At 42.2% G+C, this 24189-nt stretch carries 29 protein-coding genes, 1 other RNA gene and 1 pseudogene; 8 read left to right on the forward strand and 23 right to left on the reverse strand.

Annotated features, from left to right (window positions below; genetic code table 11):
- Entirely contained in the window at window positions 1–1017 is a 1017-nt protein-coding gene (locus tag V2H77_RS17235) for a phospholipase (protein ID WP_341499784.1), read from the reverse strand.
- Between the two features lie 637 nt (window positions 1018–1654).
- Between V2H77_RS17235 and ung the strand changes: the two genes are divergently transcribed.
- The gene (ung, locus tag V2H77_RS17240) at window positions 1655–2335 is read left to right on the forward strand and encodes a uracil-DNA glycosylase (protein ID WP_341499785.1); all 681 of its coding nucleotides are present in this window, start codon (window positions 1655–1657) and stop codon (window positions 2333–2335) included.
- 51 nt (window positions 2336–2386) lie between these two features.
- Here ung and grpE read toward each other — a convergent pair whose 3' ends face one another.
- Window positions 2387–2968 carry a nucleotide exchange factor GrpE gene (gene grpE / locus V2H77_RS17245; RefSeq protein WP_341499786.1) on the reverse strand — a complete coding sequence of 194 codons (582 nt, stop codon included), beginning with the start codon at window positions 2966–2968 and terminating at the stop codon, window positions 2387–2389.
- 124 nt (window positions 2969–3092) lie between these two features.
- Here grpE and nadK point away from each other — a divergent pair, with 124 nt between their 5' ends.
- The 3 genes from nadK (at window position 3093) to bamE (ending at window position 6183) form a co-directional block, all read left to right on the forward strand.
- Window positions 3093–3971 (forward strand): NAD(+) kinase, encoded by an 879-nt coding sequence (gene nadK, locus V2H77_RS17250; RefSeq protein ID WP_341499787.1) that lies wholly within the window; start codon window positions 3093–3095, stop codon window positions 3969–3971.
- Between the two features lie 89 nt (window positions 3972–4060).
- Window positions 4061–5722, forward strand: coding sequence for a DNA repair protein RecN (gene recN, locus V2H77_RS17255; RefSeq protein WP_341499830.1), 1662 nt, complete (start codon window positions 4061–4063; stop codon window positions 5720–5722).
- A gap of 113 nt (window positions 5723–5835) precedes the next feature.
- Window positions 5836–6183, forward strand: a complete 348-nt coding sequence (bamE, locus tag V2H77_RS17260) for an outer membrane protein assembly factor BamE (protein ID WP_341499788.1) — start codon at window positions 5836–5838, stop codon at window positions 6181–6183.
- Window positions 6184–6242: 59 nt separating this feature from the next.
- On the opposite strand, the gene V2H77_RS17265 is transcribed toward bamE, so the two are convergent.
- Both V2H77_RS17265 and V2H77_RS17270 read right to left on the reverse strand, forming a co-directional pair.
- Complete coding sequence (locus V2H77_RS17265) at window positions 6243–6536, reverse strand: RnfH family protein (RefSeq protein ID WP_049582208.1); 294 nt, start codon at window positions 6534–6536, stop codon at window positions 6243–6245.
- On the reverse strand, window positions 6529–6963 hold the full coding sequence (locus tag V2H77_RS17270; protein ID WP_049582209.1) for a type II toxin-antitoxin system RatA family toxin: 435 nt from the start codon (window positions 6961–6963) through the stop codon (window positions 6529–6531). The genes V2H77_RS17265 and V2H77_RS17270 overlap by 8 nt, the downstream gene beginning before the upstream one ends.
- A 156-nt stretch (window positions 6964–7119) precedes the next feature.
- On the opposite strand from V2H77_RS17270, the gene smpB reads away from it, so the two are divergent.
- The 4 genes from smpB to V2H77_RS17290 all read left to right on the forward strand — a co-directional run bounded on the left by smpB (window position 7120) and on the right by V2H77_RS17290 (window position 9127).
- Window positions 7120–7602 (forward strand): SsrA-binding protein SmpB, encoded by a 483-nt coding sequence (gene smpB / locus V2H77_RS17275; RefSeq protein WP_015833415.1) that lies wholly within the window; start codon window positions 7120–7122, stop codon window positions 7600–7602.
- Between the two features lie 50 nt (window positions 7603–7652).
- Window positions 7653–8016: a transfer-messenger RNA gene (ssrA, locus tag V2H77_RS17280) on the forward strand.
- 498 nt (window positions 8017–8514) lie between these two features.
- On the forward strand, window positions 8515–8700 hold the full coding sequence (locus tag V2H77_RS17285) for an XRE family transcriptional regulator (protein WP_225816656.1): 186 nt from the start codon (window positions 8515–8517) through the stop codon (window positions 8698–8700).
- Window positions 8701–8842: 142 nt separating this feature from the next.
- Window positions 8843–9127 (forward strand): SymE family type I addiction module toxin, encoded by a 285-nt coding sequence (locus V2H77_RS17290; protein ID WP_225816657.1) that lies wholly within the window; start codon window positions 8843–8845, stop codon window positions 9125–9127.
- A gap of 147 nt (window positions 9128–9274) precedes the next feature.
- On the opposite strand, the gene V2H77_RS17295 is transcribed toward V2H77_RS17290, so the two are convergent.
- The 19 genes and pseudogenes from V2H77_RS17295 to V2H77_RS17390 all read right to left on the reverse strand — a co-directional run bounded on the left by V2H77_RS17295 (window position 9275) and on the right by V2H77_RS17390 (window position 24189).
- Window positions 9275–9721, reverse strand: coding sequence for a tail fiber assembly protein (locus tag V2H77_RS17295; RefSeq protein WP_225816658.1), 447 nt, complete (start codon window positions 9719–9721; stop codon window positions 9275–9277).
- Window positions 9722–11065 (reverse strand): phage tail protein, encoded by a 1344-nt coding sequence (locus tag V2H77_RS17300; protein ID WP_341499789.1) that lies wholly within the window; start codon window positions 11063–11065, stop codon window positions 9722–9724.
- A complete protein-coding gene (locus tag V2H77_RS17305; protein WP_225816660.1) occupies window positions 11052–11657 on the reverse strand; it encodes a DUF2612 domain-containing protein in 606 nt (201 codons plus the stop codon). The genes V2H77_RS17300 and V2H77_RS17305 overlap by 14 nt, the downstream gene beginning before the upstream one ends.
- Entirely contained in the window at window positions 11658–12899 is a 1242-nt protein-coding gene (locus V2H77_RS17310) for a baseplate J/gp47 family protein (protein ID WP_341499790.1), read from the reverse strand. It lies immediately after the preceding gene.
- The gene (locus V2H77_RS17315; RefSeq protein ID WP_225816662.1) at window positions 12899–13255 is read right to left on the reverse strand and encodes a hypothetical protein; all 357 of its coding nucleotides are present in this window, start codon (window positions 13253–13255) and stop codon (window positions 12899–12901) included. Before V2H77_RS17315 ends, V2H77_RS17310 begins: the two co-directional genes overlap by 1 nt.
- 71 nt (window positions 13256–13326) lie before the next feature.
- Window positions 13327–13764: a type II toxin-antitoxin system YafO family toxin gene (locus V2H77_RS17320; RefSeq protein ID WP_132345479.1), complete on the reverse strand. Its 438-nt coding sequence runs from the start codon at window positions 13762–13764 to the stop codon at window positions 13327–13329.
- Between the two features lie 3 nt (window positions 13765–13767).
- A complete protein-coding gene (locus V2H77_RS17325) occupies window positions 13768–14328 on the reverse strand; it encodes a hypothetical protein (protein ID WP_132345477.1) in 561 nt (186 codons plus the stop codon).
- A 719-nt stretch (window positions 14329–15047) separates the two neighbouring features.
- Window positions 15048–15740: a Gp138 family membrane-puncturing spike protein gene (locus V2H77_RS17330; protein ID WP_341499791.1), complete on the reverse strand. Its 693-nt coding sequence runs from the start codon at window positions 15738–15740 to the stop codon at window positions 15048–15050.
- Window positions 15712–16596 (reverse strand): baseplate hub protein, encoded by an 885-nt coding sequence (locus tag V2H77_RS17335; protein WP_341499792.1) that lies wholly within the window; start codon window positions 16594–16596, stop codon window positions 15712–15714. The genes V2H77_RS17330 and V2H77_RS17335 overlap by 29 nt, the downstream gene beginning before the upstream one ends.
- Window positions 16593–16898, reverse strand: a pseudogene (locus tag V2H77_RS17340) (phage baseplate plug family protein). The gene V2H77_RS17335 and the pseudogene V2H77_RS17340 overlap by 4 nt, the downstream one beginning before the upstream one ends.
- Window positions 16895–17716, reverse strand: coding sequence for a phage baseplate protein (locus V2H77_RS17345; RefSeq protein ID WP_341499793.1), 822 nt, complete (start codon window positions 17714–17716; stop codon window positions 16895–16897). The pseudogene V2H77_RS17340 and the gene V2H77_RS17345 overlap by 4 nt, the downstream one beginning before the upstream one ends.
- Complete coding sequence (locus V2H77_RS17350) at window positions 17716–19851, reverse strand: lytic transglycosylase domain-containing protein (protein ID WP_341499794.1); 2136 nt, start codon at window positions 19849–19851, stop codon at window positions 17716–17718. The genes V2H77_RS17345 and V2H77_RS17350 overlap by 1 nt, the downstream gene beginning before the upstream one ends.
- A 208-nt stretch (window positions 19852–20059) precedes the next feature.
- On the reverse strand, window positions 20060–20467 hold the full coding sequence (locus V2H77_RS17360; protein ID WP_225816670.1) for a hypothetical protein: 408 nt from the start codon (window positions 20465–20467) through the stop codon (window positions 20060–20062).
- Window positions 20467–20904: a phage tail fiber protein gene (locus V2H77_RS17365; protein ID WP_036770760.1), complete on the reverse strand. Its 438-nt coding sequence runs from the start codon at window positions 20902–20904 to the stop codon at window positions 20467–20469. Before V2H77_RS17365 ends, V2H77_RS17360 begins: the two co-directional genes overlap by 1 nt.
- Window positions 20904–22391: a DUF3383 domain-containing protein gene (locus tag V2H77_RS17370; RefSeq protein WP_341499795.1), complete on the reverse strand. Its 1488-nt coding sequence runs from the start codon at window positions 22389–22391 to the stop codon at window positions 20904–20906. Before V2H77_RS17370 ends, V2H77_RS17365 begins: the two co-directional genes overlap by 1 nt.
- Complete coding sequence (locus V2H77_RS17375) at window positions 22372–22914, reverse strand: phage neck terminator protein (protein ID WP_341499796.1); 543 nt, start codon at window positions 22912–22914, stop codon at window positions 22372–22374. Before V2H77_RS17375 ends, V2H77_RS17370 begins: the two co-directional genes overlap by 20 nt.
- Window positions 22914–23285 carry a hypothetical protein gene (locus tag V2H77_RS17380; protein WP_341499797.1) on the reverse strand — a complete coding sequence of 124 codons (372 nt, stop codon included), beginning with the start codon at window positions 23283–23285 and terminating at the stop codon, window positions 22914–22916. Before V2H77_RS17380 ends, V2H77_RS17375 begins: the two co-directional genes overlap by 1 nt.
- Window positions 23282–23740: a hypothetical protein gene (locus tag V2H77_RS17385; protein WP_341499798.1), complete on the reverse strand. Its 459-nt coding sequence runs from the start codon at window positions 23738–23740 to the stop codon at window positions 23282–23284. Before V2H77_RS17385 ends, V2H77_RS17380 begins: the two co-directional genes overlap by 4 nt.
- Complete coding sequence (locus tag V2H77_RS17390; protein ID WP_341499799.1) at window positions 23740–24189, reverse strand: DUF4054 domain-containing protein; 450 nt, start codon at window positions 24187–24189, stop codon at window positions 23740–23742. The genes V2H77_RS17385 and V2H77_RS17390 overlap by 1 nt, the downstream gene beginning before the upstream one ends.

Here is a 24189-nt window from a genome sequence, read left to right on the forward strand (position 1 = left end):
TTATGCGGAAACACTCAGATCAGGTGCATTAAGCATGACTAGAGATTCTTCTTGCGGTTCATCATTTAAAGATGACCACGGTTTGTATATCGTTAATAATTCCAACATCTTTTTAAGAGAATGTGCTTTTAGTCCACGTATCAGATTATGAGGAAACCCTTGATCTGATTCTCCTGAATTATCATTATATTTCAGTAAGATTTTATGTCCTATCGGCTGAGATACCGGCAGTTTCTGTTGTAATACATCAAGCAAATCATGTTCCACAACATAATGACGTACCAATCCATTTTCAGCGATAGCTCTACCCTCTTGGGGTGAAAAACCCAAATTTTTCATCATATTGTCAGAAACACCGGCTGAATTAAATATTACCGCAGGCTTTCCAACTGATAATGCGGCTGTTGCGGCTAATCCCCCTCCCAAAGAGTGCCCGGTAAATAATAAGTTTTCCCCAAATGCCATTCTGGCGGTACGAGCTAAATCAATGGCTTGATGATATTGAGCTTCATCAAATCCAAAACCTTGTCGTAAATTAGTTAATATATCCTTCAAATCATTAGTGCCCACAAAAGCAACTATATAGAGATCATCATTCCGATAAATACCCGCCTGAAAACCCGTTGTTTCATCTCTTAAATTTGCCGGTTCTATTCCTGCCTTTAATAATTCACCATCAGAAAGACGAACATAATCACCTATTCCCATCGTGGTACGTATATAGACATCATCAGAAATTAAGGTCAACATATAATCAATTTCATGAGATTGCTTACCACTAATTTGTTCAGACTTAATTCCTGTGATTGACTTTAAATTAATGTTAATATTCTGCTCATTAATTAATGATTGATAGACTCTATTACTTTGTTTAGTTGTTTCAGAGAGGGAAAAAACTTCTGTGGTCGCTTTTTCAATATTCTGGTCTGGAACAGAAGGCGGTGTAACAATTTGAAGATTATTTAAAACGGGAAAACTTGAATCGACTGATAGATTCATTTCAATTGATAAACTCATAAAATTCCCCTAAAGATAGCTGAAAATAATCGACGATTTAATTAGTTCAATTAATCTATCGGCAGGGAATGCCACAAAGTTAAATAAATGTTTAAAATTTGTTAACACAATTAATCAACTGTGATTCCTCTCTCTGATAACACAGGAATTTCTACCTATTATTTATGCTAAAGAAAGAATCAAGGTGAATTGACCGTTTACAACACGTACCGCTTTGGCTTCATACGACTTCAAACGATCCAGCTTATTTTTAACCACAATCTGGCTTTTATGTATTGAGTACCAGTAATCATTTCTATCCCTAACGCTCACACAATAAACCAAATTATCAATGATTTATCTTAGTTATTGGGCCAAGCCAATATGTCCAATTCCCATATACCCATACAAATGAGGATACTCATTGATTCAGAACAGTTAATTTCATATAGTTACTATAAAACATATTGCTACCTTATGTTTTAAATAAATTTTTACAGCTAACCACAAAACAATTCTTTGGATAAACTTTCAAAAATACTTTACAACATTGAAATAGTTATCAAGAAGTTAGTTTTAGTGTGCATTAAAGGTTTTCCTCTGATTTTGTAATCGGTAAGCTAACATCCATTTGGTAACCATATAAAAAGGATTTGCTATGTCCGCATCTCTCACATGGCACGACGTAATCGGCGACGAGAAAAAACAACCTTATTTTCTCGACACACTAGCCTATGTCGCACAAGAACGTCAGGCAGGTAAAACCATTTATCCGCCACAACAGGATGTATTTAATGCATTCCGTTACACCGAACTGGCTGATATTAAGGTGGTAATACTTGGGCAAGACCCTTACCACGGCCCTAATCAGGCACACGGCCTCTCTTTTTCTGTACAACCGGGTATTCCTGCACCACCTTCATTGGTTAATATGTACAAAGAACTGACATCCGATATACCTGACTTTCAGTATCCAAATCACGGTTGCCTAGTCAGTTGGGCTAAACAAGGGGTGTTATTACTCAATACCGTACTCACCGTAGAACGTGGTAATGCACACTCCCACGCGAATCTGGGGTGGGAAACTTTCACTGATAAAGTCATTGCGGCTATCAACGAGCACCGTTCAGGCGTCGTTTTTCTGCTTTGGGGCTCCCATGCTCAGAAAAAGGGCTACTTTATTGATGCTAATAAACACCATGTTCTCAAAGCGCCTCATCCATCGCCGCTATCTGCCCACAGAGGGTTCTTTGGCTGCAAACACTTTTCAACAGCCAATGCATTGCTAGAAAAACAAGGCATCCCACCAATTAACTGGACACCAGAGTTGCCACAATAAAAGAATGCCGCCCCTGTTGGAGCGGCATTGATACTTATTACTGAACTAAAATTACTTCGATACGGCTACCATTGCCGGGCGCAACAAACGACCATTTAAGGTATACCCTTTCTGCATGACCATCATCACATGATTCGGTTCATGCTGATCGGATTCCATCATGGTCATGGCCTGATGAATTTCAGGATTAAAAGGAATATTTGTGTCGCCAACAACTTCAATACCAAATTTCCCCACAGCCCCAAGGAAAGACTTCAACGTCAGCTCGATGCCTTCAACCATAGGTGCTATTTCGGTATTAGTACGATCTACTGCCTCCAAAGCGCGCTCAAGATTATCAATTACTGGTAACAGTTCATTGGCAAATCTTTCTAACGCAAACTTATGGGCTTTTTCCACATCTTGTTCAGTACGACGACGGATATTTTCAACTTCAGCCTTAGCACGCAAAATGGCATCACGTTCACGCTGTTGCGCCTGCTGGAGCTGTTCTTCCAGCTCTGCGACACGCGGCTCAACAACGCTTTCAGTCTCTGATGTTTCTGCTTTATCCGCACTATTTTGCTGTTCAGATACAACTTCCATATCTTCCGAGACTTGCTCGTCAGGCATTTTTTGTTCTTTACTACTCATGAATATCTCCGCGTATTTGGCATTAATCTCGCTACTTAGCCTATTATGGGGATCTAAACTGGGGATTCAAGGGAACCCACCGTATTGTGAGGATAAAACCTCTTGCTAGCAGGAAATTACAACGATGAATAAAAAATTCAAATGCATAGGTATTGTTGGTCATCCTCGCCATCCAGAAGCACTTGCTACTCATGAGATGCTTTATCATTGGTTAAAATCCAAAGGTTACTCTGTCATTATTGATCGTCAAGTCGCCAAAGACATTGGTTTAAAAAATGCACAAACTGGTGGTCTGACCGAAATTGGTAAACAAGCTGATTTAGCTGTCGTTGTTGGTGGTGACGGCAATATGTTAGGGGCTGCCAGAGTCCTTTCCCGCTATGACATTAAAGTCATTGGCATTAACAGAGGCAATCTGGGTTTTCTGACCGACTTAGATCCTGATAATGCCCTACAGCAACTTTCTGAAGTATTAGATGGCGAATATCGAAACGAACACCGCTTCCTGCTAGAAGCTCAAGTCAGAAGAAACGGCCAAAAACCCCGTATTAGTACCGCGATCAACGAAGTCGTGCTCCATCCAGGGAAAGTGGCGCATATGATTGAATTCGAAGTCTATATCGATGAACGATTTGCCTTTTCCCAACGTTCTGACGGATTGATTATCGCAACGCCGACCGGTTCCACAGCTTACTCGCTTTCCGCGGGTGGGCCAATTCTGACACCGAATCTGGATGCTATCGTCTTGGTACCGATGTTCCCACATACATTGTCTTCCCGGCCATTGGTCATCAGTAGTGAAAGCAGCATCAGGCTGAAATTTTCCCAAAATAGCAATGATTATGAAGTTAGTTGCGATAGCCAAATAGTTCTGCCTATACAGGATGGAGAAGATGTAATTATTAGCCGCAGCAAACAGAAGCTCAATCTCATTCACCCTAAAGACTATAATTACTTCAACACATTAAGTACAAAACTAAGCTGGTCTAAAAAAATGTTCTAAAAAAATTAGGCTTCACTACTTTACTGTATAAAAAACCAGTTTATACTGTATGAAGATACAGAGGTGTTTTTATACACAGGAGAAGTATGATGCTCACCCAGTTAACTATTAGCCATTTTGCCATTGTTCGTGAGCTTGAAATAGACTTCCAGCCAGGTATGACAGCCATCACGGGTGAAACCGGCGCGGGTAAATCCATCGCAATTGATGCATTAGGTTTATGTCTGGGTAATCGTGGCGAGGCCAATATGGTGCGTAGCGGGGCTTCTCGTGCTGATATTTGCGCCCGCTTTTCTCTTTCTGATACGCCTTCTGCTCGTCAATGGTTAGAAGCACACCAACTGGATGACAGTAATGAATGCTTACTACGCCGCACAATAACGTCAGATGGCCGCTCCAGAGGCTTTATTAATGGCACTGCCGTACCAATTTCCCAATTACGTGAACTAGGTACCCACCTTATTCAAATTCATGGTCAACACGCTCACCAATTACTATTGAATAACGGTCACCAAAAACGGCTGCTCGATACTTACGCTAATCAATTCAATCTACAAAATGAAATGAAACAGGCATATCAGCAATGGCACCAAAGCTGTCAGGATCTGGCTCGATTCCAACAACAGGCGCTTGAACGTCAATCTCGTCAACAGTTACTGGAGTATCACTTAAAAGAGCTCAATGAGTTGGCGCCGCAACCAAATGAATATCAGGAACAAGATAATGAATATAAACGGCTAGCAAACCGTGGTCAGTTGCTCTCTGTCAGCCAAACCGCACTCCAGTTACTTAGCGATAACGATGAACAAAATATTATCAGCCTATTGAATTATGCTAAACACGAGCTAGCAGAACTCATCACTATGGACGATAAATTCAATCAGTTACTCACTATGCTGGAAGAAGCATCCATTCAAATTAATGAAGTCAGCGATGAACTCCGCCATTACGGTGATCAACTGGATATGGACCCAAATCGTCTCTTTGAACTGGAACAAAAAATTTCACAACAAATTAGAGTGGCCCGTAAACACCATGTTGCACCGGAAGAACTTCCTTCACTGCATCAACAGTTACTGGAAGAACAACAATTGTTGGCGCAACAAGAAGATGACTGCACCCACCTTAGCGAGCAGGTTAATCAACACCATAAGCAGGCATTGGAAGTCGCAGAAAAATTGCATCTGGTTCGTCAGCAATATGCTAAAGAATTAAGCGAACTCATTACTCACAGTATGCATCAGCTTGCTATGCCTCATGGTCGCTTTACCATTGATGTCTCTTTTGCACCTGAACATCTGAATGCCGACGGTTCAGATAAAGTTGAATTTAACGTCACCACTAACCCCGGTCAGCCACACCAAGCTCTCGCAAAAGTCGCTTCAGGTGGTGAACTTTCCCGTATTGCGCTGGCAATTCAAGTTATAACGGCTAAGAAAATGGAAACTTCCGCCTTGATTTTCGATGAAGTGGATGTCGGTATCAGCGGCCCCACAGCCGCAATTGTCGGCCGTCTGTTACGTGAATTAGGCGAATCTACGCAGGTTATGTGCGTCACCCACTTGCCTCAAGTAGCCGGTTGTGGGCACCAACATTTTTATGTCAGTAAACAGACTGATGGTGAAGAAACTGAAACCCAAATGCAGTTGTTGGATAAAAAAACCAGATTACAAGAGCTGGCGCGGCTTCTCGCAGGCAGTGAAGTGACAAAAAATACCCTGGCAAATGCCAAAGAGCTACTAGCAGCATAATTTGACACAACTTTTGCGTATATTTAGGGTCATAGCTACAGCTTGTAAAGGTTTTCAATCTCGTCAAGGTCTATTATTATCAACACCCTGACTCCTAAAGGAATGTAATTACCATGCGCTGTAAAATGTTGACTGCCGCTGCTGTATCATTTGTCATGCTGACTGCGGGTTGCTCTACGCTGGAACGGGCTGTTTATCGCCCTGACATTAATCAGGGGAACTACCTAACACCTGCTAGTGTATCAAAAATCCACAAGGGAATGACCCAGCAACAGGTAGCTTACACATTAGGAACACCAATGTTACAAGACCCGTTTGGGACTCAAACGTGGTTTTATGTATTTCGTCAACAGCCTGGGCACGAAAAAGTGACTCAGCAAACTCTGACACTGATATTTGACAGTAATGGTGTACTGACTGACATTAAAAACGAAAACTCACTTACCGAAGATCTCCAATAACCAAAGAGATATAAATAGACAGTCAGTCAAAAAAATAGATGGCTGACTGTCTATGGTAATTATTGAGCATTATTTTTAGCCCGCTCAGCACGCTTACGACGCATTTCTTTTGGATCAGCCAATAATGGACGGTAAATTTCCACCCTATCACCCTCTTCCAGAATATCCGTCAACTTGACAGGGCGGCTATAAACTCCGATTTTATTCTTTTGCAGATCAATATCATTACGCAAAGTCAGCAAGCCTGATGCAACTATTGCCTGTTCAACAGTTGCGCCTTGAGCTAATTTCACCGTACGCAGATATTGGCGATCAGGCAATGCATAAACGACTTCAATATTGATATCAGACACGATAAACCTCGCGTGCACGCAGGGTAAAAGCTTGCACCATACTTCCAGCCAATTCCTTAAATATCTTACCGAAAGCCAGTTCAATCAGTTTATTAGTGAATTCAAAATCAAGGTGCAACTCAACTTTACAGGCACTTTCACTCAGTGGTATAAACTGCCAGCCTCCCATCAACTTACGAAACGGCCCGTCTACCAGTTGCATATTGATACTTTGATTATCGGCCAGAATATTCCGGGTAACAAAAGTCTTGCTTATACCCGCTTTTGAAACATCGACTGATGCGGTCATTTCATTACTGCTAACACTCAACACCCGACTACCGACACATCCCGGTAAAAAATCCGGGTAAGAACCGATATCATTGACCAATCTGTACATTTGTTCCACGCTGAATGGTACTAACGCAGAGCGACTAATCTGTGGCATATAATTTCCTGTAAGGCTTAATTGTAGTGAATAATATCACCTATACGTGATCAAAGAAAAACCTGTCAGCGTATAATGCAATAAACACTCATTAATCAGCAAATATGCGCGGGAAAAGATTTCTTTCACCAAAGCATTCAGTATAATGCATACACTATGACAAAGAAAAAAGCACACAAACCCGGTTCGGCAACCATTGCCATGAATAGACGAGCTCGTCACGAATACTTCATTGAAGAAGAATTTGAAGCGGGTCTCTCGTTACAAGGATGGGAAGTCAAATCACTGCGCGCTGGTAAAGCCAACATCAGCGACAGTTACGTTTTGCTCAAAGATGGCGACGCTTATCTTTTTGGCGCCACCATCACCCCGTTAAATGTAGCTTCTTCCCATGTCGTCTGTGATCCAATGCGTTCACGCAAACTCTTACTTAATCAGCGCGAACTTGACTCATTATATGGTCGAGTCAATCGTGAAGGTTATACCGTTGTTGCCTTATCTCTCTATTGGAAAAACGCCTGGTGCAAGGTCAAAATTGGCGTAGCAAAGGGTAAAAAGGCACACGACAAACGTTCGGACATTAAAGAACGTGAATGGAAATTAGACAAAGCACGTATTATGAAGAATGCTGGGCGATAAATTCTGGCATTATAGTTTAGTATTCTGATATACTTGCTTTTAAGACACTTGGGGCTGATTCTGGATTCGACGGGATTCGCGAAACCCAAGGTGCATGCCGAGGGGCGGTTGGCCTCGTAAAAAGCCGCAAAAAAATAGTCGCAAACGACGAAAAATACGCACTGGCAGCTTAATAACCTGCGCAGAGCCCTCTCTCCCTAGCCTCCGCTCTTAGGACGGGGATCAAGAGAGGTCAAACCCAAAAGAGATCGCGTGGATGCCTTGCCTGGGGTTGAAGCGTTAAACCTAATCAGGCTAGTTTGTTAGTGGCGTGTCTATCCGCAGCTGGCAAGCGAATGTAAAGATTAGACTAAGCATGTAGTACCAAGGATGTAGGAATTTCGGACGCGGGTTCAACTCCCGCCAGCTCCACCAAATTAGTAGGGACAGTGATAGGACAACAGCTTTAAAAACAGCGAGTTAGCAAAGTTGATTGGACACTGACCGGACGATGAAGGGACACAAAAGAATACGCAAAGGAGCCGCGGAGCTTTTGGAAAAACCAACCATAATTAGGTTGGTTTTTTTATGCCCGTAGCACAGCAACCAACTCCTCACAGTCAGGTGTTAATACTATACTCATTAAAAGGGCCAACACCTCTATTATAATGCAAAATGCTCCATCGGATCTCTGCCTCATAGGACATTATTTATAAATCCAGCACCTGATACCACCAGCTTTTGATGCACACATGTAACTCAACTTCATATAACAATCGCCTTAGTGATCGGTATTTCTGGTGTGGCATATCCTATGTTCATGGAGTTCGGTTTGTGCCACTTAAGCGGTCATTTTATTTACCAATGTCACCCTATCGGCGAAATGTCTATACTATGATGTGTCGATAAACAGTTTATATTTGTGGAGTAATTTTGAAACGTATACCGCCAGAATTGTTTAAGTCTGAGATGAAACGAAAAGGCTGGACGCGCCGCGAACTGGCTATACGGTGGGGCAAATCAGAAACATGGATCAGCAAAATAGTGAATAATATAGAACGGGATCAACACTGGAATGATGCCCTCAATGGACTACCTGAAAAAGAAAAGTCTAGGTAAACTATAGGTCACATTTTTATTGCAGAAAGGTGACCTATAGTTCATAATTCAACATTGAGAGACTATTTTCACTAACGCAGAGCTACCGGGCGGGCACCCGATAACCCTGCTTACCACAACTAACTATATGAGGTAGTTAATTATGGCTAAATGCGATAATAAAACAATTCGCCGAATTTCCCAAGCCGAACGTTTTGGCAAGGTAGCTAAAAACGGCATTTCTTTAAAAGGAAAATGGTTACAGGAGGCCGGATTTACCTTCGGAATGCCACTAAAGATCCGGGTGATGCCGGACTGTATTGTTATTACCGCCCAGAACACCCAGGAACTCTGGCAATGCCTGGAAGGACTGAGTATTGAGCCATTTAACCCCAATGCTGCTATTGACTGGATTAAGTATTATCCTGGTGGGTTGATGATTATCTAATAGACTAAAGCATAAATGGACTACACCTTTAAATGTTGGATGGTTATCCAACATTTTGAGGACGATTCAATCAGAGTAGTGCAGAAAAACCACATTTGATTAGACTTATCTAGCTATTGGGGGTCGGTTCAATTGGCCCTGATTCCATTATTCTAAGGGTTTTTCGGGCCAGTTAATATCTGACGCTGAATTAACATCAACGCGGTTCAATAATACTCTATATTTTTTTAACTCTGCTAACAGCGATTTTTCCTCATCACTCGACATCCCCAAATCTACAGCATCTTGTAACGGAGCGATCTGTTTACTTACAGTGAGCATAAGTTGCTGTTTCTTATGTTCTGATTGTTGCTGCTGTTCCCGTCTGAGCTTTATTTTATCACTTTCTGATATTATCCACTTTTCACTATCCCATTTGTGGTAAACAGATGGCGCTTGTTTTGTAAGAATTGGATAACCGTCTTTATCACTGACGATAGCAAAACCGCGTGATTGACCGTCAAGTAATTCATTGTGTTTTTCTGCTGTTATTTCAACACACTCTTCATGAGCTTCATTATAAAAAACACATTCTTTTCTGGAAAAATAGACCATTTATACCCCCCAAAATAATATATGTACAACTTTGCCTGGATTCTCATCATTGTTGGGAGTGCCTGCTTGATATTCAAATGTCGATAGTGTTGCATTACGTACTAATGTGTGACCAGTTGATGTATTGATACTCGACATGCTTGCAATATAGCCAAAAAGCTTATTTTTAAAAGAAATTGGATAATTTACCTTTATCCATGATTGTTGAGCTGATGGGACTTTAACCCATTGAATAATTATCCCCGTATCTCCACATTGCCACCAGCCATTTTCGGATTTTATAGCTGTATTTTGTAATGCAAGAGTACCACTTTTCTCAGGCGTTAATATATTGTAACGCCGCTGATTTTTGGGATCGTCAGAATAGATATGCAACAATTTCCCTTCAGAACCGTTAATTCCCAATACATACCCATCTTTCGATTTGAAACGCAATTTAGGAAAAGGAGTTTTACTGTCAATCAGTAAACTGCCAACAGTTGCGGTTTTATTGCTAGAAATACGCAAGAAAGTATTATCGCTCTCAGATTTAGCATAACTTCCCACATCGTCAGCATTCAAACTAATATCCCCAGCCAACGGCTTCCCGTTAATTTTCCGACTACTCGGCACGGCACTTTTCGCCAATTCTACCGTTTCCGATAAACCGATATTTTTTACAAATTCAGTTTTATTGAAGATGTCAGCGCCATTTTGATTTTTAGCGAGTTTACTATTTGCATTATCATTTACATCGGAAGCAAGTTTCTGAGTTGCTGCAAGTATATTACTGTTGCCTGTCTTGTCAGTAAGCTGAATAATTCCTTTTTGGGCTAATGTAGCATCGGGAATAAAATCTTGAGTTGCAAGCTCTCCCAGTCCTAAATTATTACGCGCTGTCGCTTTGTTATTAATATCAGATAAGTTATTGGCTTTCTGTAGAAATAACCCGTTAGGATCTGCTAACAGATTTTTCCAACCGGAAGCTAATGTACTATCCGGATCTGTATTGTTATCTTCTACCCCATTCCACCAAATTTTACTTCCATCATAACTGGCAACAATAGCCCCTTTAGGATAACCATCAGTGGCAGCGCTAAAATCAGCATCATACGAATACAGGCCACCAGACATTGAATAACGTATTGCGGCAGTAATATCATTCAATATCCCGTTCATATCCTTGCCAGATGGGGGAATTCCACCAGCAGATATTGCTGTCATCGTTAACGGGGGAAAACCGCTCTGATATGTAGCTATGCCTTTCGCCAAACTATTTTCAGTAGACTTTGTTGCAATTTCGTTATAATTCCCATCTTTTGCGAACGGAACAGTAATAAGAATAGGCTTTTCAGTTGATTTCACTTGTTGGTATCCTTTGAACGATTGAGACACTAACACCTGCCGGATATGGCAGCGCTCCTGATGTTTGAACAATTGCTAATTCTGCTGTTGATAGCTGAAATTCAAATACATAACTCATCTTCATATTTCCATCATCAGTGATATATGCGCGTCCGCTATCGCTAAACATATAAACAAGCATTCTGTTGATGTTTGGTATAGTGCAATCAGATATATTTGACATGGCTTTCATCATAATCAGCTTTCGATACATCTGATCTGATAGTTCAATAGTTTTTGTTTTTGATTCCCCGGCGTAAAATGGCGCCTGGTCAAATGGATTTGGATCTGTTGTTGTCGGGACGCCCAGCAAAGCTTCACCAAAGCCCAAATATTTTGCATTTTCATTAACAGTCAGCTGCCTGCTAACATTCACTATTTTTCCCCACACATCCAGCCCATACGTGTTTGCCGTGTCAATATTCCAAATCAGGTCGTAAAATGTATTAATAAATTCATTAGAGGAAACAGCAGCATTGAAACTTCGAATAAGTGAGTTGAGTTTTGGGCTAGCGGCATACTGAGCAAGAATAGTTGCTTCCACATTTTCCATTTATGAACCTACTAATTTCACGAATATATTATCTGTGTCAAGCGTTGGGATTTCATCAATACCAAAACTAATTGATGTTGAATAAGTAGTACCGTCACGGCTAAGTGTAATGCTGTAAATATCAACACTTGATGTATCTATGTTATAAACGCCTGAATAATATCTACCAGCAAATAATGTAGATGCTATTCTTGCTCGCATTCCACCATCTTCACCGTTAAATGCTTGCGCTATAGCTGATTTAACTTGCGTTTCAATATCAGCAGGAAGGTAATCGCTATCAGCAAGTGAGACGTCAACATAAACACGAATGGGCGTCGGTATCACATATTTAATTTCATATTCAGGGTAAGGCTGAACATAGTTTTCATCATCCACAATTGTGTGAGTTGTATTCCCGTTCGTAGGAATACCTGGAGGCTTTTTCTTCCATATTGCTCTAGCGACATCCTCAGTCTTTCCCCCATACACAGCAATATAAAGAGAGTTCGGCGCTATTTTGTATTTTGATACCCCGACTGTTTTTACTACCGAAGTATCATTTGAAATAACGTATGAGTCTGCTACCCCATTTACTTCTAATATTGCCGCATAAATGGCATGTAATGAGTTTGTCGCATTTTTAGCAACAGATTGTTTACGACGATACTCAAAATTAGCACGAGTTTCCTCATCTGTGCCAGGTACGCCAGCACTCGCATTACTGATACCAGACCAGCCTGGTACCGAGCTATAAATCGTGTTCAAATCATCAATTTGACATGCTAACGGCCCTGTTGTTGAGTTTTGGAAAACAACATCAACAGAGCCGCTGTCAGGGATCTTAGCCTCTGTTATTGAATGATAAAGATACCCTTTTTTATCTTGAGCAATACTACCAATTGGAATAACTGTATTAACGAACCCAGTGCATATTGCTGCTACCGTTGTTCCCGATGCTGGAATTCGGTCTAAAAAATAAATCCGCCCAATGGCATCTTGGAAACGTCCGGTTGCATAATCCGGGTTAATTTGATTGACGATAGCAAGTAACTGATCGTTCTTGTCAGCAATGATAGCCGCATCACTCATTGCCATTTGACCCTGCGGTGTTGTTAAACTGGTACTCATTGCACCGCCCATTGCTATAGCCAAATCATTTAGCCGCCCATTTAAAATATCAACTTCGTCGGGTACAGTTAAACCCGTCTTTGTAAATGTTACGCTAGGAACACTTGTTGTCAGTACTACAGAGTTAGCCATCAGAAATTTACCACCGCTGATTGATTATTCGTGTCCGTTATTGTCATCGTGCCCACAATAGTTCTTTCGTCCCCGCTTATAGCTTTACAAATGGCAGACTGAACATAAGGTAACTTCATTGCTTCTTGTTGCATTTTGCTGTTAATTAATTGAATTCCGGGCCAATGACCAAGAATGTGCTGATAATAAGGAAGACCTAATGTTGTGTCGTACCAACACTCTCCCAGATATGTACTACAGGCACAAGCGACATCCTGAGCCACAGCATAAGGGTTATCAGTAATAGAGATATTTCCAGAATCATCTAACGTTAAATCCCATGATTTGATATCAAGAAGAAATGAGCGAGTTTGCATTTTCGATCCTTATAGAAATAAAAAAACCGCAATTAAGCGGCCAAATATGAAAAAACCCGTACTAGACGGGTTTAGTTATTATCTCTGAAATCCTGAGCTATTCTTGCTAGATAACTCATTATATTGGGATTCCTAGCTTTTCCATGAGCATCAGGATGCATTATCGCCAATAAGGAATATTTGTTTTCTTCCAAGAGGCCTTGAACATATACCAGACAAGCATCGTTTTCTGGGCTATTTGATTTACACGTTCTATAATACTGAACCCTGTTTTTAGGAAATGAATCAGGCGGAAAACAAAGATGAATATGCATCATACATGATTTATATGCTGCTTCTGGCTGAGTGTAAGCAACATCCCTACCAAAATAATCAGGGACTTCTCCAGTTTCTTTATAGTGTTTGAAATCTTGCAGAATAGCCTGTTCAAGATCTGGATGCTTTAGAAAGACGTCATCAAAAAAATCTTTCCTCGTGTACTCGTTTATTGATACGTCCACTTGTTCCATTTATCACCCAGTAAATGAAAAATTCCCAGACTCAATCTTTTTGGTTGTATAGGCAGCTAACTCTGATAGAGCAGCTTTATTTATATCGCTTTTATAAATATTAGGCAAAGTAAATAATTGACGAGAAAAATCATTAAGACGAGTTATCTCAAATCTGGCCTTTGCTATAGATCTCAGATACATCCTCATTTCTTGTTTTTCTTCATCAGGTCGATCTTGCTTCAACATAGCTTTGAGCCCCTGCTCAAATCCTCTTATTGTGGTTTCGCAAGCCTTATTAATTTCTATGTCGTTTTGAAGCATAATACCACGGACTTGACTTTCATCAAGGCTTAAAAGATTTAAATAATATTGGCTAATTTCATTAGCTAATGAATCAACAATCTCTCTTCTTTCTTGGTATTGAGCTTTCAAATCATCCAGACTACAGATAGTTTCACCTACTTTAAAACTAAGCATACTACAACCGTCCCTCGAATCCACATAACCAGCAGCAAATGAAGGAACCGACAACACTCCTCCAAATAAAACTACGGCTAAACAACTCCTTAGTGATAGATTCATGACGTTCTGCCTTATCAAATAGTTTGTTATAGTGAGTCACAAACAGTCATAATGTGTCACTATGTACCATATTAAACCACTATTCTTAACCTTACAACCACGCAGTAAATGACAATTAGCTACCTATGTAAGCCTTATTCCAGAAGATAACGACACGTTAAAAGCAAAATTTAGAAAAATAGCACCACATTGACATCACTTTGTCATGAGTGCCATACATCTAATGAAAATACTCAACAATATTGTACTGTAAACCGAAGATGGCTTGACTGGGGTTTATAGGTTTCTGAATCATTCGATGCTATAGTTTTCCCGCTACTTTTAACGTATTGCAGCCCGGAAGATAATGTTTTGGATTAACGGTACATAGTTACTAAAAAGCGTATTCCCCCTTCACCCTGCGATAACATTGCTCCATCACGGTTCTCATAGTAATACTGGATAACATTCATTAATTGTTGCTCGCTTAGCATCTTTTCCTTGATTTACATCATTTTCCCTTTGAGCTTTATATACCTGACCTCCAGTCGAGTAACTCTCTGTTCGTAACGGGACTTCTTCCGAGAGGGTAGAAGAGTCTATAATAGTTAAGCCCCGCATTCGCGGCATACTGCTGGAATATAGACTGGGACATACACATAGCAAAGATCTTCTCCTAAATACGCTGACAAAAAAGCCCCGTGACAATAATATTTGATGTTAGATTTCTACACATATTTTTATTCCGGTTTGTTGGTTTTTGAACCTCCAGATTTTACACCGCCATGAACGTGCGATGAAAGTTTAATCCCATCTCCTGTAATTTCACCTTTCGCTGTTACGGTTCCACCGAATGTTGCATTTCCACCGTTACCGCCACCACCTTGAATAACCGCACCATTTAATATAATAGATGGTGAGTTCATTGTGATTGAATTTGACGAAGTAATTTCCGTTGTCAGTGCGACTACGTTAATTTTATTCGGTGAGACAATATTTATCTGATTATCTACGAATTCAACATATTGTTGTGGTTCTGCGTTTAAAACTCCACCCAGGTAAATTGCGTCTGAATAATTGTGTGTTCTTTTTGAACCCGGCAATGCCGGTGCTTTTGTTGCTATGACGCTGCTAATGTCGCGATCACAAATAGCGATTAGTCCAATATCTCCCACAACCGGGTTCATAATGACAGCACTGTTACCACGCTGGAGGCGAAATACTGGAACATTATAGATTATTCCATTCTCGATTTTTCTCCCGGTTCCCGTCATATTATGTACCATCGGCTTGACATCTACGGTTTTCCCATTCGATTTAATGATAAGACCCAAAGTGATAAAAACATGCTGACTGAGAAATTGCCTCATAACAAAATCAAAGGTATTCGCCTCACTATAAAAATCAGCTGGCTTTGTTGTTAATTTTGGCATTGTTTTCACCCTCCTCTTTTACCGGAGTGCTGTTAAATGATGTGTGCCACTGACCACCATCAAGCCAGGATGTGAGATAGTGCTCCGCCCCTGTTATCAGATAAGTGCCGCTAGCGTTCGGTAAAGAGGTTTCTATTTGTATCTTACGACCTAAAATAATTTCATTACTGAAAAGGGTAGTTGCTGTTATTCCCACGCCAGTAAATATGGGATAGCCAATCAACCCATATTTGGAAGACGTAAATAACAATTTTTCAACTTTCGGTTGACCATGCGGCCAAATAGTCACTTTATCAATCCCGAAGTCAGTATCTATATCTAACGCATTTGCGGCTTGCTGGATTTGATTAACAACATTTCCAGTAAAATTAGGATTTGAGATAACACCTTTGGCGCCATAATTTTCAACCGTTAGATCGGCTTTTTTAGCCATTGCAGTAATAATATCGACAATATCCACATCTCCCGATGCCGTGAACGGTTCAACTTCCTTTGCTCTTAGGCCAAACATCACACTGGCTGTTATCGTCAGGGGGGCATCAGGTAACTGATTAAAATCTGCATAAGCATCACTGATAAAACCCTCGAATATGGCATTACCATCCGCCCATACACGCATTAAGTTGAATTTTGCACTACCAATCCAGATCCCGCGATAGCTCAACGTTGCCATTTGACTGGTTGTTAACCCCCAGATTTGTAATGTTATTTGTGTCCCTGATATGCCGCCCCACGCCGCTATGTTGACATAAGCGCGTGCATTTTCGATAGTCAGTATATTGTTACCGCTATCATCAAATGTCTTGCCGTCAACTAGCTGAAATTCAACGTTGATATTGCGTTGCTTGTACGTCATGGAGTCACCTCTCTTGGGAAAAGGTAATATAATTTGTAGCGCTGCCCTAACCCTTCCCAAAGGGGATCAGATGAACCATCCAGATCAGCAAAAAACAACTCACCCTAGAATCGTAAATAACTGTAACGAACCATTTTATTGCAGTTGAGACACACAACTCCCTGCAATACAGGTTTATCATTTACGGTTAAGTCCATATATAAACCGGTGCTACGTTGATTGAGACGTATCATGCATGACTGCTCATTCAATGCCACCGTGAACTCCTGAGCCTTGGCCGCCCTGAGCGCTATTTCAATCACGTCAATTTCCTCGATAACTCTTCTACTGCATCATTGAGATGATTAGTGGCACTCAATACAGAATCATTTAACGGACCGGTAATCGTTTCTGTCGCACGCTGGAAACCGGATGAAACTTTATCGGCAACTTGTGTTGCAGCACTGGAAACCGATTTTTTTAATCCAGTCAGGGCTTTTTTGACATCAGATAATGTGGCGTGTTTTGTTGCACCCGTTTTTTGTTCAGTGTTTTTGCTTGGACCTTTAGCCGTCTCATTCTTTGTTGTATTTGACTTATTAGCAACATTGCTGCTCATCGTTACTTCTGCAATGTCTTGCACGGCTTGGAAAACTGCGATCACAATCAGCAATGTGACGCCGTTATCCTGCTTTATCCGATAATCGTACTTAATCAAATCGTAACTTGTGTAAGTGGTATCAGGGGTTTCAATATCGTAAATTTCGGCACTGGATACCATCTTATTCAGTGTCTCCAGGACATCAGAACGGGACGTTAACGTGAGATTTGTCAGATTAGGCATAGAACCAGAAAAGCCGGTCCATCCTTCAAATGAAAATGTCACATGAACTTCACCGGGCCGCTGCACTTTGTTGTACGATGTGTAGCCACCTTTCTCTATCGGTGCAGTGGTGATAGATGCCTCTCGTGTGACTTCTACTGCAATGAATGAAGTGGGTGTAAACGGCTTATCACCAACGTTCTGTCCAGATGCATAATAAATACCATACCCTGGGGATATCATACTGTTAACAGCAGACAGCAGATTGCCGCTACGGAACGCGCTAAGTACCGTTGTTTGATTGAGAGAAAATGCCATTATCCGGTTACCCCCGTTGAATAGCTTGTTGCCAGCGTTGATCCACCTATTTTCTGTCGGGCATCGTCAACCACGCCTTTTACATTGTTAGCGTTAGAGCTGACTTGAATAGTTCCGATATGGTAACTCTCAGAAACAGAGGAGGTTCGGTTGTTATTTACCGTATTCGAATAACGTTGTGCCGCCACATGAGCGCCAGGTTGCGGCATATTCGCCAAGACTTTTGGAATATAATCGCGGGTTTCTTTTGGTGCAGCACTCAGTCCTTTACGAAGAACATTTCCCTGTCCCCAGTTATAAGCCGCCAGCGCTTTACTCAAATCGCCATCAAACATTCTCATTAGCTGAGATAAATATTTTGCCGCAGCCTCCGAAGATTTCACCGGATCAAAGACGTCATCATCCTTTAACCCAAAATTTCTAGCTGTACCTGGCATAAATTGAAATAAGCCCCTGGCACCTGCTTTGGATACAGCATACTGATTACCTCCCGATTCCGTCATGGCAACACTACGTAACAAACCCTCCGGTAACCCGAACTGCTGCTCAAGCTGCGCTAATTTCGGTGATAGCCAACCCAGTAATTTCATGCCGGTAGTATTTGACGTATTATCAAAGGATGACATTTCATCTGTCACAGCTTGAGGGATCAACAAATCAATTAACTGATTAATTGAATCGGTCAGCTTATCTAACGCGGTTTTTAACCAATTATTGCTGTATTCCAGCCGCTGCTGTCGTTCATCTTCTGCCCGAATAATCCGGTCGTTTTCGCTGCGTTTTTCTTCCTCTTTGACTTCTTTAACTACAGTCTTATCTGGCTTAGAGGCTTTGCCCTCCAGTTTTGCCTGATAAGCTTCATATTCTTTTTTACTAAAAAAAGGCGTCCAGTCGCTTGCCAGATAAACCCCATACGAATCCAGTGTATTTTTGGTCTCCTCTCCGACAATCGAAGTCGCGACTGACTCTACAGGATCATATAACGCATACCCGATAGCGCCATATATCCCAGCTTTCCCTATAGCCCCTTTGCCTAGCAATCCGCCGCCACCTTTCCCCATTTTCAGCATGGATAAAGCCGCGCGATAAATTCCCCATAGCCATCCCGCAAACTTCAACCCAATCAGACCAATGATGACATTACTCCAACCGCCTACCGCATCCGCAGCCTGATTAGCGACTGAAATAATAAAACTCATCTTATCGAGAAAACCGCTGACCGCTTTTTTAATCTCTTCCGGATGCTTATTCATCCAATCGGCTAAATCCTTCAGCCAGATATTGAATTGATTGATGTATGGCAAAAGGGCATTAAACAGAATGTAGCCTGTTTTCTCAAAACTCTGGCTTATCTCTGCCCACTGTTCACGGAAACGACGCGCGGCGGCAACAGATTTATCATCTACACCTGAATTGGCTGTAAATTTATCCACATCTTTGAGTGCATGACCGGATGAGAACCACTGCTGCGCGGCGTAACCGAATCCCAGTTCACCGCCATAAGCTTGTTGTTGATCTTTATTGAGCTTAGGAAAAACACCGGTCAGCTTGCGCATGATGGATTCGGTACTTTCTGAGGTAATATCAATATCCACACCCGCTTGTGACGCCGTTTTTAACAGCGTCTCAAGCGCCGGATCAAGCGCAACACCTGATTTTAACCGGGCTTTGGCATCATTAATGCGTGAAAATGCCCCGACAATCTCATTTGCGCTCACCCCGAATGCTTGACCCGCTTTTGTCCAGCCATCAAGCGCCTTAGCCGACATGCCGAATGCATCAGCAGCAGTACTTAACTGATTGAGATTGCCGGTAAAGCTGGCCACAAAACTTTTCAGTCCACCGAGTGAGACCGTAACACCCGCCAAAGCCAGGATTTGACCCTTTATGCTGGAAAAGAAAGAGGCGGCTTTCTTTCCTGCCGTCTCCATTTCTTTTGCCACTTTTTCAGTTTTCTTGCCGGTTTTGTCTAATGATTTACTGGTTTTCTTTTCGCCATCATTAAACGAGTCAACCAGTTTTTGCATCACCTGAGCCAAACCACCGATCCCGGCAATCACCGCAGCTTCACCTGCGCTAAATTCAGCCGCGTCCAGTCCCAGCGTTATAACAAGTTCATCTATAATGTTTGCCATCAGTTTTTACCCTGCTGTAAAACGTAAGCATTGTGATTATCGACCTGAATAATCTCGATTAACTGCCAAAGGTCCTCCACACCATAAACTGTATCCAGCTCATGGAGTGTCGCTTTTCCTGACGAGATAACGGTCGCTATTGTGCCTGGGACATTTGTATAACTGACGATACCGAATGGCTTTGAGATACTGGAATAGCGCGGTGGGATTACGATTGGTCGGCGGTTTTGAAAAAATCCACGTGTAACTTAAGCACCTCTGCACGCAATTTCAGCCGGGTAACAATTTCTTCAATGTCACTGTCGATCAGTTCACGTTTGATTTTTTTATCTGCCGGATTCGGGACCATCTGTACACAACCCATCAATTCATCAAGTAATGGCCTGGCTTCATCAGGAGCAATGCGAGAAATTGCTTTCAGTCCAACCACCGCTAATGCAGCCATGCCTAAATCCCGAAAATTATCGGGGATATCCAACCCTTCTCGCCCCATTGCCATCAATGCACGAATAGCCCACCATTCAGCCTGTGAAGCAGGCATTTCCTGAATGTAAAAAAGCTTTCCTTTGTCGCGATTATCATCATTCATAGTGATGAAGGTTTCTTTACGTGCCATTAGCTATATGCCTCACCTGTTATTGATTCCCACTCAATGACGGCCTGTGCCGCTTGTAAAACCTTTCCTGCGTCCGGCATGGTTTTCCATTGCTTCAGAACGCCGTTCACCAATGTGTATTTACGCCCGATAGCCGGAAGAATAACCGTCGCATTACATCTGAACACAGCGACGCTAGTACGTGATGTCGTCGCCCAGGTATCAAAAATGGTGCGACTTTCCGAATCAGGCATAATATGGATCGTCTGATTGATATTTCCGTAGATAAAACCCGCTGACAGTTTACCGTCCGCCCCACGTACCGTTTCAGCCAAATCTAACGCCTCAGTTTCGAAAATGTTATCTGCCGCAAATCCCTGTAATTGCACACCAGACGGATATAAATTAGTAACTGTCAGGGTAATTACCGCATCAGCAGAAGTGATTGTGTCTGACATTATTGAACCTCCGTAGATGCCATTTCGAATTTCTGAATACTGCCACCGTCGCAATACCACAGTGTACAGCTTGGACTGGTGCGATTTGCACGCATAGAGGCAGACATTTCCCCGATATACAAGTAATAACCCTTCGCGATTATTGACGTTGAAACATCAGTTCCCACGGCGTTAATAATTTCCAGCTTTTGTGCAGCCAATAATGTTACACCTGATCGGATACCGCCCCACAACTTAAACCGCTGGATAACATCACTCATTGAGGCTTCCACCAGCGCACGGCCAGCCGTGTTATAAGGGATAGTCTTGTTGGATTTGAACAAGGCAATAACCGCACCCTGCAAATTCGCATTCAGCCAGATTTGGCCACAGAAGGAATCTAACCACTTAAAATCACCGGTTATTGTGCCATCAGCCCAATAATTTTCGGTGATGTTATTGGCGGCATAATTGCCATAGAAGTTATATCCATTAGCAATCAATGCATCATAAACATCAGAATCGATCACATCAGGACTGAGGCCGTTCAATTCTCTGAATTTGAATGGAACACGCCCCTCCGTTCGCTCAAAATCCAGCACTGCCGCATACCCCAATACCGCTGCCGGTTTAGTATGATCAGAGCAAAAAACAGGAACGACACTCCCGTAGCGGTTAATACTAATAATTTTATGGGCGATAGTTTCCTGGCTGCCTTTCACTTTTGCCGTGCTGCTTGTTGTCCAGGCAACATAGAAATAGCGATATGCCTGACTACTAGCCCACGCGGATAATGCAAGATGCTGTTCATCTGTACATTCAAATACCGTCGTAAAACCGGCCCATTGCTGAGACTGCGTTTTAATCACGGCAAATAGATCAGGAACCGCCGACACCGTAGCCCCCTGAGAAACCGTTGCCCCTAATGCGCCAGTGAACTTAAGAGCCTCGGCCCCATCACCAGTACCATAGGTGATACTTGTATCTTCCGGTTTAATGCTGCCAGAGGCAACATTGATGATGAAAGCTTTACGGGTGGTATCGAACACAACCGTTACTGCCTTACCAATTGCTGTTTCAATGCTCTTTGCTGCATCCGCAAAGGATTTAACCCCATCAAGATTGATTGCGGCATTTATTGCTGCACCATTGATATTGAGTTTCAACGTACCGGACATTTTTTGCAGATCGGTAATGGCTACCCCATTAAAAGAACCTGAACGTAACCAGGCCGATACTGCCGCTCGATTAAATCGCGAAAACAGTAATTGGCCGGGTGTCTTTGTACAGTTGTTGTACCCTGAAAAATAAATAGCCGCCATGCTATATTCTTCGGATGCACCACCGAAATATGCCGCCACATCTTCTTTAGTCGAGAATGACAACACCGCGCCAACGGATGCATATATATTATCTGTCAGTAATAATCCATTGAGATCAACAGCATTACCCGCTGCCGACAGCACCCCCGGATTAACTCTCACGTCTTTACTGATTGGAATTGCCATGAATAGACTCCACTGTTTTAGTGTTCAGCGTAATACTGTCGAAAAATAGTTGTTCTGTTGTCACAACGGGGTCGATTTGAGCAGTAAATTCAAATGTCCAACGCGACTCATATTGCTGTTCACCATTAATCATCGTCGTCTGAATCGGATCGCTGGCATAAAGCGGTGCCATATCGATACCTGATCTCTTGAATAGCTCACTCGCATATTCAGTACGCACCGTCGTTGCAATAATGTGAGCATCCTCATGAGCGAACTGGCCGTAACAATCGATTTGACATGTCCAGCGTGTCGTCCGAGTGATTAGACTTTCCCCCATGCCTGCCACTGTTGGGGCGTTATAGTTCATTACACCTGTTGATAAACCAGTGCTGTTCAATGGCGTCATAACAATAAAATCACTATCCGGCATCGGTGAGCGATTTACCTGAGACAAAATAACGCTACGTTCAGGTATTAAGGCCATTAAAAAACCGCGTAATGCGGTTGTTATATCGTCTTGCGTTACACTTATCGTTGTCACTATTGTTCCCCACGCTGCAATGTAACAGCGAATTTGCACCAATCCGGCCACGCTTCCAAAATCTGCACTATCAACCACACTTCACCATTAATAATCAGCAGATCACCCCCTTGCTGCCTGGGGCGGTTGACGGCATTAAAATTGCCATTCACATAAGCTGCTTTGAGTATGCCCTGAATATTCAAACCATTCGTATGTTGCAGATCAGTAAAAGTCAGTGGCTGGATTTGTGCGGTAACGGGTGTTGTGATGTATTTCGGGATTTGCTTGCCACTGGGTGCTATATCATATCCCGCACTTACCCGTATCTCCCCAGGTGAGTGCGGATTAACAACCCCGACAGCACCAGATGCAATATTGTGCAGGTTCATTCATTCCCCTCATCAACCACATAATCAACACTGTTCAGCATATGTTTGGTGTGACGTAACGGCGCATCAAATCCCTTTTTAGCTATAGTGGATTTTTCATTAGCCGGTGAAGTGAAAGAACGAATGGATTGCTGAATTTGCCCCTTAATAACTTCCCCGGTCATTCGTAATGCCACATCTCCGCTCATATCATTATCCCTCAGACACTGTGCGACAATATCACCCCATTCATTAGCATGTTCGTTGATAGTGTTACGAAAAAACGGACGGGGCCGCCTGTTACAACCCGGATCACCGATCTCATTACTGATTGCCACCATTGCAACCGAAATGCCATCGGGATAAGTCGCATCTTTGAAAAAACCAGCACGCAATTTTTTGCCTTCACCTACTTTTTTAGCTAATTGCTTTAAGTAGCGTTTTGCTGCATCACCACCCTTGATACTGCTCGACATTAGCGCCTCCATTGAGTCCGTGGATAGTAATATGACGGATAGTGAGAGGGAGAGCTGCCGGGGATGTAACGCATAGTTCTGTATTGCGCTGTTGCCTGCCAGTACATAGCCCCGTATTTTGTCTGCAAGAACCAAGCAGCACGTTCACTCACAGCGCCCATATCAGCCGAAACGGAAACAGATCCCTCGCTTGCGCTGCTAACCCGCCCCACGAGCGGATTGGCCGTTGCTCCGCTAACAGATAAACGATTAAGTTCGGCAATATGAGCAACAAGCATATTCAGTAACATTGCGCGTAGCTCAAGCTCACTAACTGGGCTTTGGGCCGTATTGTTAAGATAGAGTGTTGCTTCAATAAAATAGGCATCCAGCAGAACATCACTGACAGAAGAAAACTCTGGGTAACGAATGCGAAACTTCACGACATCAAAAACAACAACAAAGCCCAT

The organism is Photorhabdus sp. P32 (genome assembly GCF_038085095.1).
GTDB classification, from domain to species: domain Bacteria; phylum Pseudomonadota; class Gammaproteobacteria; order Enterobacterales; family Enterobacteriaceae; genus Photorhabdus; species Photorhabdus luminescens.